This window comes from Priestia sp. YIM B13489, from assembly GCF_042787645.1.
Classification (GTDB): Bacteria; Bacillota; Bacilli; order Bacillales; family Bacillaceae_H; genus Priestia; species Priestia megaterium.
Genome location: NZ_JBHZOQ010000053.1, coordinates 381,155 through 394,033 on the forward strand (window position 1 = coordinate 381,155; position 12,879 = coordinate 394,033).

Consider the following 12,879-nt stretch of genomic DNA (forward strand, 5'->3'; position numbering starts at 1 on the left):
ATGAAACTTTTTAGAAACTCGAACGTAAAGTAAGAAAACTGTGCCTTGTAAAGGAGGGAGCGTTATGTTTGTTATTGTTATCGTTCGCGTGTTCATTTTCGCGCTTGTTGCTTACACACTATTAAAGCTGGTTCAGCATTTTCGCAGTCCAAAGCGGAAGCTTGTAGCAGCTCAGGAACATCAGCAATTTTTTGTCGTTGACGAAAAAACGAATATCCGCAAAAATTTTCTACTAACGTATAAAGGTATTTTATTTGAAGGAGAAAAATACAGCAATCCCAATGAACCAGAATCTTTGTCAATTACAATGGTGTTAACAGATCCATCTCGATTACATGAACTGCAAAAGCAAGATTTCAAGCTACTGGAAAGCCACGTACACGACATGTATCCAAATGCTCCTATTCGCTGGAAAAGCCCCGTTCGAGAATTTTTACACTGAGCACAACATCATTTGTGCTCAGCTGATAACAAAAAAGAAAAGTAAATCAAGAGCAGCAAGAATAGGAAAACCTACTGTAAACGATGTGTGCTTCGTTTTATGACGATAGCAATACATACCAATTAGTCCTCCAAGAGCTCCTCCGATAGCAGCTACCGTCCACAGTGTGCTTTCGGCAATTCTCCACTCATGTCTTTTCGCTTTTTGTTTATCTCTATACATCATTCCTACCCCTACTATATTAATAACAATAAAATAGGTAAGCAGCAGTTCATTCATGATATGTCCTCCGATAGCAAAAAAGCCTCATCATCTAAAGATGACGAGACTTTATATTCATTACTTATCTAAGCCTTTTTTAGCAGCAGTTGCTAATTCAGCAAATGCTTTTTCATCAGCTACAGCTAAGTCAGCAAGCATTTTGCGGTTAACTTCAATACCTGCTAATTTTAAACCGTGCATTAAACGGCTGTAAGAAAGACCGTTCATACGAGCAGCTGCATTAATACGTGTGATCCATAATTTACGGAAGTCACGTTTTTTCTGACGACGGTCACGATAAGCATACATGTGAGATTTCATAACTTGCTGATTAGCAACTTTATATAATCTATGCTTCGAACCGAAGAAACCTTTAGCTAATTTTAAAACTTTTTTACGACGTTTGCGTGTTACTGTACCGCCTTTTACGCGTGGCATAATTGTTTACCTCCTGTATTGTTTCTATCTCAACCCAAATTACTTAATGTTATCTAATAAGTGACGGATACGTTTGAAGTCACCTTTGCTTACTAAAGAACCTTTACGTAATTTACGCTTTTGTTTTGTAGATTTGTTAGCGAATAAATGGCTTGTGTAAGCACGAGCACGTTTTAATTTACCGCTTCCAGTCTTTTTGAAACGCTTTGCAGCGCCACGATGTGTTTTCATTTTTGGCATGGGGTGTTCCTCCTCGTTCTATTACTTTTCGTTTTTAGGTGCCAAGACTAAGAACATGCTGCGGCCTTCCATTTTAGGAGCCGATTCAACTGAACTTACATCTTCGCAAGCTTGTGAAAAACGTTCAAGTACTTTTTGGCCAATCCCTTTATGAGTAATGGCACGACCTTTAAAGCGAATAGACGCTTTCACTTTGTCACCTTTTTCAAGGAACTTGCGTGCGTTACGAAGTTTAGTGTTAAAATCATGTTCATCAATTGTTGGACTTAAACGAACTTCTTTTAAGTTTACAACTTTTTGGTTTTTACGAGCTTCTCTTTCTTTACGTTGTTGCTCATAGCGGAATTTACCGTAGTCCATAATACGACATACCGGCGGTTTCGCATTTGCAGCAACCATTACTAAGTCAAGATTTACTCGTGAAGCAATTTCTAATGCTTCATTTTTTGATTTAATTCCTAATTGTTCACCGTTTTGATCAATTAGACGAACTTCGCGAGCTCGAATGCCCTCGTTTACCATCATGTCCTTGCTAATAAGTAGCCACCTCCAAGGTTTAATGAGCGAATACGCTTGCTTAGACCGATTATTAACTCACACAAAAAAGTGTGAGTACATACTGCACCCACACTTCTATCGTTTTAATTAAGATACGATGTACCTGCTAACTGCTTTATGCGTCACTCAGGTGAGAAGCGGGTGCTTCTTCTTCTGTATAAACAAGTATTCAATTACTTAAGCTATTATAGTATCAACAAAGACAAAAGTCAATGATTTCGTTCTTTTTTCACAACAAAAATTATTGTATCAAAGGAAAAACATTTATGCAACAGTTTTTTATAAATGTTAGATAAAAAAGCAGAGAATTTCAATTCTCTGCTTTTTTCATTAGCGAGATGCTTCTGCTTTTACATTTTGTAAAAAGGCTTGGAAGTCCACTGTTTCTGAATTCTGCTCACCGTATTTACGTACGTTTACTGCTTTATCTTCTACTTCTTTATCCCCTACAACAAGCATATAAGGAATTTTTTGCATTTGAGCCTCACGGATTTTATAGCCGATTTTCTCATCGCGAGAATCAAGTTCCACACGAATACCCGCCAGCTGCAGCTGTTCTTGCACTTCTTTTGCATACTCAAGGTGAACGGTAGGTGATACCGGAATCACTTGAACTTGTACAGGTGCTAACCACGTTGGGAAAGCTCCTTTGTATTCTTCGATTAAGAAAGCTACAAAACGTTCCATTGTTGACACCACGCCGCGGTGAATAACAACCGGTCGATGTTGTTTCCCGTCTTCTCCTACATACGTTAAATCAAATCGTTCAGGAAGTAAGAAATCCAATTGAACCGTAGATAGCGTCTCTTCTTTACCAAGAGCTGTTTTAACTTGAACATCTAGTTTTGGACCGTAGAATGCCGCTTCGCCTTCAGCTTCATAATAATCAAGGTCAAGCTCATCCATTGCGTCTTTTAACATGCTTTGTGCTTTTTCCCACATTGCATCATCATCAAAGTATTTTTCTGTATCTGCAGGGTCGCGGTAAGATAGACGGAATGAATAATTTTCAAATCCAAAATCTTTATAAACCGCTTCAACTAAGCGAACTACACGAATAAATTCTTCTTTGATTTGGTCGGGACGTACGAAGATATGCGCATCATTTAGCGTCATGCCTCGAACACGCTGAAGTCCTGATAATGCTCCTGACATTTCGTAGCGGTGCATCGTTCCAAGCTCAGCAATACGGATTGGAAGCTCACGATAGCTGTGAATACCTTGTTTGTAAACCATCATGTGATGAGGACAGTTCATCGGACGAAGAACCAGGTCTTCGTTATCCATTTCCATTGCAGGGAACATGTCATCTTGGTAGTGCTCCCAGTGACCAGACGTTTTGTAAAGTTCTACACTTCCGAGCACTGGAGTGTAAACGTGCTGATAACCAAGGCTTACTTCTTTATCTACGATATAACGCTCGATAATACGGCGGATCGTCGCACCTTTTGGAAGCCATAAAGGCAGACCTTGTCCTACTTTTTGAGAATTTGTAAATAAGTTTAGCTCTTTACCAAGTTTACGGTGATCACGTTCTTTTGCTTCTTCAAGAAGACGAAGATGCTCGTCTAAATCTGCTTTTGTAAAGAATGCTGTACCGTAAATACGCTGCAGCATTTGATTATCGCTGTCTCCGCGCCAATAAGCACCCGCCACGCTTAATAGTTTAAATTCTTTAATTTTGCCTGTTGACGGCACGTGCACGCCTCGGCAAAGGTCAAAGAATTCGCCTTGTTGGTAAATCGTAACCTTTTCACCTGCTGGAATCGCATCGATCAATTCAAGCTTCAGTTCATCGCCAACTTCTTTAAAAAGTTGAATGGCTTCTTCACGAGAAACTTCTTTTCGTTCAATTTCAATATTTGAATTAACGATTTTTTTCATTTCTTTTTCAATTTTACCTAAATCTTCAGGAGTAATTGATTCTTCCATATCGATGTCATAGTAAAAACCGTTTTCGATAACCGGCCCTACACCTAGCTGTACTTTTGTATCTTTGTATAAACGTTTGATTGCTTGAGCCATTAAATGCGCTGTACTGTGACGCATAATTTCAAGCGCTTCAGGAGCATCTTGTGTAATGATTTCAAGACTGCCATCTTCTTCGATTGGCGTACGTAAATCCAGCAGCTCGCCGTTTACTTTGCCTGCTAATGCTTTTTTCTTTAATCCCGGGCTAATAGAAGCCGCAATATCTTCTGTTGATGATCCTTTTGGATACTCTTTAACAGCTCCATCAGGGAATGTCATCTTGATTACTTCTGACACAACTTTCCACTCCTTTAACATAACTGAATAAACTTTTTGTAAAAACAAAAAACTCGTCCCTTATCAAAAGGGACGAGTTGTGTATACACGCGGTACCACCCTTGTTTCCTCTTCGTATTCTGGATAACCCAAAGAACCCGAAGCGGCTCGAGGTTTTATAACGGAAATTCCGTCAGTAATTACTAGAGGCTCTGCTCGTTTACTACTGAAGTTTAGAGGTGGTAAGAATATATTCCGTGTTAGGAGATTTTCAGCCTGGATCTCCCTCTCTACAAACCGTAAATATACACTCATGTCCTCATCATAACTTGTAACATATAGCTGTTTTTCAATATGCATTTATTATATTCATTTTCAAAATAGAAATCAACCTTTCACGTTATATTTTGCTTTTGATCAAACGGAAATTCATTTTTTTCGTATAACATAACTTTTTCTTGGAAGATATTTTGAATGGTATAAACAAAATCATGATCATGCTGGTCGCTATACAGATGAATAGCAGCTGGAGATAAACTTAGCAAAGGCGCGATAATAGTTGAGTCTATGTATAATGATTCTTGTTCAGATAAAAAGGCCTCTGCTAGAGCTGCACATTCACGTTCAGGAACATATCTACTGTTGTGGTCGTACAGTACAAACTTGTTTTTGTTCAAGTGCATTACATACACGTTACCTGTAGATGACTGTCTTTCATTAGCTGCTTGACGCAGCTGATGAATAAGAATTTGATAGTCTTGTTCAAGCTTATATTCATCAATCGCCAGCTCGGCATAATAGCGCAGCCGCTCTTGATATTCTTTTAAACGGAATTGGAGAAAAGACTCAAAGGTGAATGTTACATTATGAATGAAGAAGTCTTGAAGAGCCTGGCGGATAAGTAATTCTCTTGGAAGAGAAAATGTTTTTTGCGGAATTTCGCCTCTCTCTCCTTCCATAATCCCCCCCATAATTTGAAGCAGCAAATCTTGCTCTTCCTCTTCTGAATAGAAAAATTGTTCTTTTAATATGTTTACCATCATCTTTTTTTCTTTCTTTTTTAAAATTACGTGGGTTAATACCGGTATCACCATGTCTTGTAAAATGGCCTCTCTATTGTATGTCTCATCAATGACTAAAAGCTGATTATTCACCAACTTCAAGCACTGTGAACCATATGATAAAGCGCTTCGCTTCGCGCATAAAGACTCATATACAACGACTGCGTCTTCTACATATTTAAAGAATATTTTCATTCCTCATAGCCCCCCTTTGGACACGCTTTATTAATGTATATGGGGCAACATGCAAAAAAATGAGCAAGTCGTTACAAGAAATGTAAAACGACCTGCTCATCTATTTCGTTTATTCTCTCCATTCATTTCAACAGGAATGGCTAGAGACTTAATTCGTTCCATGACACGAGCGGCTTTGAGCTCTTCCTGCTCGCCTCTTTGGGTATAAGTCAAATGATGTTGTAGCTCTTTAAAATTTAAATTCGAGCTGAAAAATGTCGGCAAATTTTCGAGCATACGGAATTGTAAAATGGTTCCGAGCACATCGTCTCGCATCCAGCTCGTTACGGATTCTGCTCCGAGATCATCAAGCATAAGAACCGGTACTTTTTTGACATACTCTATTTTCTCATTGAAACTTTGATCTTGAAACGAACCTTTTAACTCACGCAAAAACTCAGGGACATACAGAATGGTAGATTTCACTTTCTTTTCAGCTAACGCATTGGCAATTGCTCCAAGAAAATACGTTTTCCCCACACCAAACGAACCATGTAAATATAAAGCTTTCATTTTCTTATTCGGCTCATATTCTCGCACAAAATCTCTTACTAGTTTAATGGCTTCAAATCTTCCCTGCTCAATTTCAATATCAGACATTGTTGCCTGTAAAATTTCTTTAGGCACGTACATACACTGAATAAAAGATTCTTGTTCTTTTCGCTCATCTTCTTGTACTTTTCTAGGACAGCGTTCATACTGTAAATCAATATTACGGCCTTTTACAACCAGCTGAGGGTGGTATCCTTTCACCATGTTGACACAGCTTTGCAGAGAAGGACACTTGTCACAGCATTTGCTTTGATCGATAAATTCATGCATCTTCATCAGACCTCGGTCAACCATTTGCTCATCTAACTCATGGCGATGCTCTTGCAAAAATGTTTTAACTTCGGGATTAGACAGGATACTGTTTCTTAATGCTTCTAAGCGTGCTTTAAAATCCTTTTTGTTCACTAACTGATTTAGTGAATCATTGATAGGCTTCATCTTTTTCACCTCATCTCTATCATACCTGCTTTTTATTCTTTATGCTTTTGTTTTAGCTCTTGATCTAACTGCTTGAGCTCTTCTTGTAGCTTTCGTTTTTCTTCTTCAAATCCGTCCACTTCTTTTGAAGGCTGCTTTTTCTCTTCTTTTTCTTCATCGCTCAGCCACTCTGGCACCATTTCTTTACGCACAATTTTTCGTCCAGCCGTTTTTTTATTTTGCTTTGCTTCGGTCCAATTCTGATATTCTTTCTGTTCATTTTTAGCTAAATTCATGGCATCTTGAACAGTTTGTACCTTTTTGCGCGCCCAGTGTCCAGCAATTTTCTCTACATAGCTCTTAGATAATTTCATATCGGATCTCAGCATCACGTAGTAAATTAGAACATTTACTACCCCTGGTGAAAGCTTTTGGTTAAACATCACTTCTTCGATCATTTGCAAATCTGCTTTTGAAGGCTCTGCTCCCCCGGAAAACTCGATCAAAAGCTGTCGAGGAGAAGTCACTTCAAGCTGTTGAATGAGCTGCTCTTCCTTTGTCTGCGGCTGCTTTTCCTGCATGGTACGAAGCATAGGCGGCTGAATTTGTTCGCTTAGATTTGGAAGTGCTTCTCCATTTTCAAATTGGTAAAAGGACTGTGCTGCTTTTCTAAGCAATTCAATATCAACTTGATCGTTCTCATTTAGCGAATCGAGCACCACATTTTTCATTTGAAGAGGATCGATACCGTATAAAAAGGCTAGCTTTTCAATCGCTTGTTTTACTTTAGATGTAATAGACCTTTTCGAAATCATTGAATCTGTTAGACCTGCTAAAAATAAATCAAAATCAAAGGAATCCGGGCTCATCTCAATAGAAGCGCGTTTGGAGGAATCCACAAAGTCCGTTTGAGCATCAGGAGAAAATACATCCTTGCTTTCAGACTGAAAACTTGGAGCCAGCTCCGTTGCTTTAACTGATTTAAATACATCGTTAAATGAATGCGTCACATCTTTGAACAATTGCTCATCGACGAGTGAATCTGAAAAATAATTTTTTACTTTTTGAAAGATAGATTTTCCGAGTCGGTTATATAAATATACATTTAACACGCCGTCGTTAAAAAACTGATGGGGCGTCAGAGGAGGAATGAGCTCATAAATGAACACACGAACATCATCTTCTTCCTTAATATATGTTTTTAACAAACCAATGCCTTCTAATTTTAACCGCTCATGGTAAATAGCTTTCAAATTAATTTGCATCATTGACATTAGATGATGATGCGTAGACTCTTTCCCCCATAAACGATCTTGTTCCAGCTCGCTCCATAACGTCATATACAGACCAAAGCACGTTGTACCCACCAACGGCTGATAGAGCATGGTTAAAATCTTTCGGTCGTATTCCTGCAGTATGCCGTTCGAACGAACAACATAACGATCGACCGGTATCATTTCTTTCCAATGTTGTTCTTTCATGTCGTTCCCTACCTACTTTTAAAGTAATAGAAATGACAAAAAAAGAGCCTAAAGAATACTTCAATAGCTCTTTTACAGTCGTTCCTTCTTAATTAAATCTTTTAATTCATCAATAAATACATTGATGTCTTTAAATTGTCGGTATACAGAAGCAAATCGAACATAAGAGACTTCATCGATAGCAGCTAATCGCTCCATCACCATTTCTCCTACAACATCTGACTGCACCTCTGATGTACCCTGACTGCGCAGCTCTGTTTCAATATCGTGTACCGTATCTTCTAATTGTTTTAAGCTTACTTGGCGTTTTTCACACGCCTTAATTAACCCTCGAAGGATTTTGTCTTTGCTGAACTCTTCTCTCGCTCCATCTTTTTTTACAACAATTAACGGAAGTTCTTCTACTTTCTCAAAAGTTGTAAAACGATAGTGACACTCTTCGCATTCACGTCTTCTACGAATAGAGCGGCCTTCTTCTACAGGGCGCGAGTCCAGCACTCTCGTTCCATTGTAATGACAGGATGGGCACTTCATATTCTCAGCTCCAATAATAAACCTTGTTTTTCTTTTTATTTTCTCTTATATAAGTTAATTTCCATCTATGTTAGCCGGCTATTCGCCATTTATTATGATTTTTATCATCATTTCCTTTAACAAACACGATGCTGTATTAAAGGATTTGCTTTATTCCATCTTATAGAAAACAAGGCTTGAATACAAGTAAAGGAAAAGGAATTTCCCCATTTTATTTCCTGAAATTCAAAAATGATAAGGAACTTACGAAGAAAGAGGAATGAGTTTTTGATCAAAGCTCTTATAAAGCGTACGTACAAGTTCTTTACTAAAACCAAAATCAACCGGCACCACTTTTGATTCTGTTGTAGCAGAAAAATCGATAGCGGTTTCAAGAGGACGTACGTTAATAATGGTAATCACAACAAAAGCTTTTCTTCCTTTTACAACGTTTAAGCTAATCTCTCCTCGCTCTTCATATGCAGCAAGTATCTCTATCCCTTGCATGTGCTTCAACATTTCATGAACTTGCTTAAATGCATTCCCAGCTGTTGTTTTGTAATAATGCGTTTTTAGAGTCGGATCTGAATGGTAATCGCTTGTTTCCACATGATTAGAAAATAAAGATTTAACTGCTTGTACTACCCCCATGTTGTTATCCCCTTTGTTTTTGCGTATTAAAAATTTATATACTAAAAAGAGGTGTGTAATACACCTCTTAACTTACGTAATCAATCGACACTATTAAAGTGCATTCGCTTTAGTTTGTTTTACCTGAACAGGACCCATTCCACGTGGCAATTCAATTGTTTCACGTGTCTGTGCACTTAGAGCATCTGCAATATAATCTGCTGCGATTGTAGGATCTAAATGACCACAAGTATAAACATCGATACTTGCATAACCATGCTCTGGGAAGCTGTGAATCGTTAAATGTGATTCTGAAATAATAACAACGCCACTTACACCTTGAGGTGCAAATTTATGGAACGCTACTTCGCGAACTTCCGCACCGGATTTTAAAGCTGCATCAACAAACGTTTTTTCAATATAATCAATATCATTTAACTTATCGAAATCGCATCCCCATAATTCTGAGATGACATGACGACCCATTGTTTCCATAATGATATTTCCCCCTTTAACAATTTTTAATCGTTAAACATGAAGTTCTTTCGCCATATAGCATGTTAACTACCACGGGGGAAAGTTAGTCCAAAGAGGTCCTAACCCTTTAAGTAGCCACATCACCGAAAGGTACACAAGAAGTTCACGAAACATAGTATACTTTGTTTACATTTATTTTGCAATACGTGTTTTGATTTTATTAAAGATTGTTCTTGCAGATAGACCTATACAAATTACCCCTGTATTCTCGTGAGACAGTGTGTAAAAGCTGCTAAACGACTATTAATTTTTTATTAAAATTGAGGAAAATAAACACCCCTTTGCATGCTTATCTTATTGCTTTTCCCTATTCTTTTGGATAAAAACAAAAAAAACAGGGCGACAGCTCCCTGTTTTTTTAAAAGCAATCAATAGCTTTCTTAGCTTACTCTTATTTTTGATCCATTACGCATTTCTGCAGCAATATATCTTACCAAATCGACTACGCGCTGAGAGTAGCCCCACTCGTTATCGTACCAAGCTAACACTTTAATTTTATGATCTTCCATTACGATTGTGGATAGTCCATCTACAATAGCTGAATGAGGATTTGTATTAAAGTCAATTGATACGAGTGGTTCCATTGTTAAATTTAAAATATTCTTTAATGGTCCTTCAGCAGCTTTAATAAACGCTAAATTAACATCTTCCATCGTCACAGGTTTCCTTACATCCACAACTAAATCGACAAGCGATACGTTCGGCGTTGGCACACGAAGCGCCATCCCATGAAGTTTTCCTTTTAAATGAGGAAGAACTAATGAAAGTGCCTTGGCTGCTCCAGTGGTTGTAGGAATAATTGATTGAGCACACGCACGGGCTCTTCGCAAATCTTTATGCGGATTATCGATATTCTTTTGATCATTTGTATATGCATGAACGGTCGTCATTAAACCGTTTTCAATTGTGAACGCTTCGTCTAGTACCTTGACAACTGGAGCTAGACAATTTGTCGTACAAGAGGCATTGGAAATAATGTTATGCTGATTCACATCAAACTCTCGTTCGTTTACGCCCATCACAATGGTGATATCTTCTTGTTTACCCGGTGCCGTTAAGACAACTTTTTTCGCACCTGCTTCAATATGTAACTGCGCTTTTTCTCTTGAATTAAATTTTCCCGTTGCTTCAACAACTAGATCAATCCCAAGCTCTTTCCAAGGCAAATTCAGCGGATCACGTGAATTTAATAGCTGAATTCTTTTACCGTTAACAATCAGCGCATCATCATCACATTTGACATCTCCATTAAATGCTCCGTGTATAGAGTCATATTTGATTAAATGTGCTAACGTTTCTGCTGGATAAGATGCATTTATTGCAATAATATCCAAATTTTCCTCTGTAATCGCTGTGCGAAACACCATTCTTCCTATTCTCCCAAAACCATTAATGGCNACTTTGTTTTATAATATAGGAAGAGAATGGAGGTAATAACATGGACGGTTTAGCACTCTGCCCACGTTTTGAAAAGGCTGTTACTATACTAACGAAACGTTGGACGAGTTTGATCATTTTTCAGCTGCTTTCCGGCTCACAGCGGTTTTCTCAAATGCAAGAAGCACTTCCAGTAAGCGGAAGGCTCTTATCCGAGCGCTTAAAAGAATTAGAACATGAAGGAATCGTCATTCGTACGGTTATTCCGGAAACTCCTGTTCGAATCGAGTATTCATTATCCGACAAAGGATTAGCACTAGCGCCGGTAATTCAGGAAATTCAGACATGGTCCAGTGAGTGGATTACAAAAGAAGAAGTGGAATAAAAGAAATCTCTAAAGAAATCAGGAGGCTTCTATATCGATATGCTCACAGCCGTTTTCGTTTTCTTTAGAGCTCCATAAATAAAAAAGGCATGCTCCCCTTGAGCACGCCTTTTTTTATTTATGTTATTTTCCTAATGATTCATTTTGAGAAATAATGCGCTGTTTCTGACTTTTTCGACCGTGCAATACAAGGTATACTGCTATAGCTAAAAGAGCAACAACAGAACAGAATACATACATTCCTTTATATCCGGCTGCTGTGGATAAAATGCCTAATAAAAAGGACCCTAAACCCATTCCAGAGTCAAAAAACACAAAAAACGTAGCTGTGGCGACACCTCGGCGATGAGGAGAAGCTTTTTTTACAGCAATGGATTGAAAACTTGATGTAATCGTTCCAAAGCCTAATCCAATAAATGCTCCAGCTAATAAAAACACCCAGCTTGTTGTCGCTTGGCTAAGTAAAAAGATACCGATAGCTAAAGATAAAATGGACGGATATACCACGCTGTTTTCTCCGTATTGATCAAACCATTTTCCAGTAAAAGGTCTAGAAGCTAGTAAGCACACCGCGTATACAACAAAGAAAAAGCTTGAAGCTTGCGTAAAGCCCATTTCTTTTGCATAAATAGACACAAACGAAATAACACTTGCATATGAAAAAGCTACCACAAGGCCAGCAACAGAAATAGGCAGCGAACGGTATTCAAAAAACGCCGCAAGACCTTTAGCTGGCTGTATTTCATTTGTTGCAGAGGAAGCTTGCACCTCAGGTACACGAAGTACTAGACTGGATAATACTGCTAAAACAGAAGATACAACCGCAACGGTAAAAACCGCTGTATGACTTAAAGTATTTGTTAACGTTAAGCCTACAAACGGACCTACTACCATTGCTAAGTTCATAAACGTCGCATAGTACCCCATCCCTTCGCCTTTTCTCTGTTCTGGGATTACATTTGCAACAATTGCTCCTGTAGCAGTTGTGCTCATTCCAAAACCAATACCATGAAGCACACGCAGCAACAGCAGCGCAGATAATGAGTGAATATTCATATATAAAATAGAACCAATTAAAAAGATAAAGACACCTATTAATAGTACTTTCTTTTGTCCTAATGTTGTCATCCACTTACCGGCTAGCGGTCTGAACACAATACCGGACACTAAAAAGATTGTCACAATTAGCCCTAGGCTTTGTTTACTTGCATGAAGTTCATCTGTTGCAAACAGTGGCAATGTGACAGTTAACATATAAAAAATGACAAAAACAAAAAAGCTGGTCAATGAGACCGCTAAAAAATCTTTTGTCCATAATTTCGATTTCTGCATGATTTTCCTCCTTTTATTTGTTTATTCGTATCTATTTATTAAAACAAACTAAATCACAGTCTAGAAATAATATGTATACGAATTATCTCAACTCAAACTATTATAGGGTTCATATATGTAAGTGTCAACATGTATTTATCGATTTTGATTTCCGGCCAAGGCTTCGCTTTTCGC

General features: G+C 38.1%; 15 protein-coding genes and 2 other annotated features. Of the genes, 2 read left to right on the forward strand and 13 right to left on the reverse strand.

Annotation, left to right across the window (positions count from 1 at the left end; all coding sequences use genetic code 11):
* Positions 1-64 precede the first annotated feature (64 nt).
* Entirely contained in the window at positions 65-442 is a 378-nt protein-coding gene (locus ACFX4W_RS07920; RefSeq protein WP_016765696.1) for a hypothetical protein, read from the forward strand.
* 18 nt (positions 443-460) lie between these two features.
* Here the strand turns inward: ACFX4W_RS07920 and ACFX4W_RS07925 are convergent, their stop codons facing one another.
* From ACFX4W_RS07925 to ACFX4W_RS07980, 12 genes are all read right to left on the reverse strand, one after another.
* Positions 461-721 carry a DUF1294 domain-containing protein gene (locus ACFX4W_RS07925; protein WP_013059424.1) on the reverse strand — a complete coding sequence of 87 codons (261 nt, stop codon included), beginning with the start codon at positions 719-721 and terminating at the stop codon, positions 461-463.
* A gap of 60 nt (positions 722-781) precedes the next feature.
* A complete protein-coding gene (gene rplT, locus ACFX4W_RS07930) occupies positions 782-1,141 on the reverse strand; it encodes a 50S ribosomal protein L20 (RefSeq protein WP_013059425.1) in 360 nt (119 codons plus the stop codon).
* Between the two features lie 39 nt (positions 1,142-1,180).
* Complete coding sequence (gene rpmI, locus ACFX4W_RS07935) at positions 1,181-1,381, reverse strand: 50S ribosomal protein L35 (RefSeq protein WP_013059426.1); 201 nt, start codon at positions 1,379-1,381, stop codon at positions 1,181-1,183.
* Between the two features lie 21 nt (positions 1,382-1,402).
* Positions 1,403-1,906: a translation initiation factor IF-3 gene (gene infC, locus ACFX4W_RS07940; RefSeq protein WP_013059427.1), complete on the reverse strand. Its 504-nt coding sequence runs from the start codon at positions 1,904-1,906 to the stop codon at positions 1,403-1,405.
* A 69-nt stretch (positions 1,907-1,975) separates the two neighbouring features.
* Positions 1,976-2,098, reverse strand: a sequence feature (ribosomal protein L20 leader region).
* A 171-nt stretch (positions 2,099-2,269) separates the two neighbouring features.
* Positions 2,270-4,228 (reverse strand): threonine--tRNA ligase, encoded by a 1,959-nt coding sequence (thrS, locus tag ACFX4W_RS07945; RefSeq protein ID WP_211186090.1) that lies wholly within the window; start codon positions 4,226-4,228, stop codon positions 2,270-2,272.
* A 44-nt stretch (positions 4,229-4,272) separates the two neighbouring features.
* Positions 4,273-4,521 (reverse strand) — a binding site (T-box leader).
* Positions 4,522-4,581: 60 nt separating this feature from the next.
* The gene (gene ytxC / locus ACFX4W_RS07950) at positions 4,582-5,442 is read right to left on the reverse strand and encodes a sporulation protein YtxC (RefSeq protein ID WP_016765699.1); all 861 of its coding nucleotides are present in this window, start codon (positions 5,440-5,442) and stop codon (positions 4,582-4,584) included.
* A 96-nt stretch (positions 5,443-5,538) separates the two neighbouring features.
* Positions 5,539-6,471, reverse strand: a complete 933-nt coding sequence (gene dnaI / locus ACFX4W_RS07955; RefSeq protein WP_013059430.1) for a primosomal protein DnaI — start codon at positions 6,469-6,471, stop codon at positions 5,539-5,541.
* Between the two features lie 32 nt (positions 6,472-6,503).
* A complete protein-coding gene (locus ACFX4W_RS07960) occupies positions 6,504-7,931 on the reverse strand; it encodes a replication initiation and membrane attachment family protein (RefSeq protein ID WP_043976021.1) in 1,428 nt (475 codons plus the stop codon).
* 72 nt (positions 7,932-8,003) lie between these two features.
* Entirely contained in the window at positions 8,004-8,465 is a 462-nt protein-coding gene (gene nrdR / locus ACFX4W_RS07965) for a transcriptional regulator NrdR (protein ID WP_013059432.1), read from the reverse strand.
* A 243-nt stretch (positions 8,466-8,708) separates the two neighbouring features.
* Positions 8,709-9,095, reverse strand: a complete 387-nt coding sequence (locus ACFX4W_RS07970) for a hypothetical protein (RefSeq protein ID WP_043976018.1) — start codon at positions 9,093-9,095, stop codon at positions 8,709-8,711.
* A 93-nt stretch (positions 9,096-9,188) separates the two neighbouring features.
* Positions 9,189-9,569, reverse strand: a complete 381-nt coding sequence (gene speD, locus ACFX4W_RS07975; protein ID WP_013059434.1) for an adenosylmethionine decarboxylase — start codon at positions 9,567-9,569, stop codon at positions 9,189-9,191.
* Between the two features lie 422 nt (positions 9,570-9,991).
* The gene (locus ACFX4W_RS07980; protein WP_377560528.1) at positions 9,992-11,005 is read right to left on the reverse strand and encodes a glyceraldehyde-3-phosphate dehydrogenase; all 1,014 of its coding nucleotides are present in this window, start codon (positions 11,003-11,005) and stop codon (positions 9,992-9,994) included.
* Between the two features lie 44 nt (positions 11,006-11,049).
* On the opposite strand from ACFX4W_RS07980, the gene ACFX4W_RS07985 reads away from it, so the two are divergent.
* A complete protein-coding gene (locus ACFX4W_RS07985; protein WP_014460492.1) occupies positions 11,050-11,373 on the forward strand; it encodes a winged helix-turn-helix transcriptional regulator in 324 nt (107 codons plus the stop codon).
* Between the two features lie 123 nt (positions 11,374-11,496).
* Here ACFX4W_RS07985 and ACFX4W_RS07990 read toward each other — a convergent pair whose 3' ends face one another.
* Complete coding sequence (locus ACFX4W_RS07990; RefSeq protein ID WP_162214085.1) at positions 11,497-12,705, reverse strand: MFS transporter; 1,209 nt, start codon at positions 12,703-12,705, stop codon at positions 11,497-11,499.
* Between the last annotated feature and the right edge of the window lie 174 nt (positions 12,706-12,879).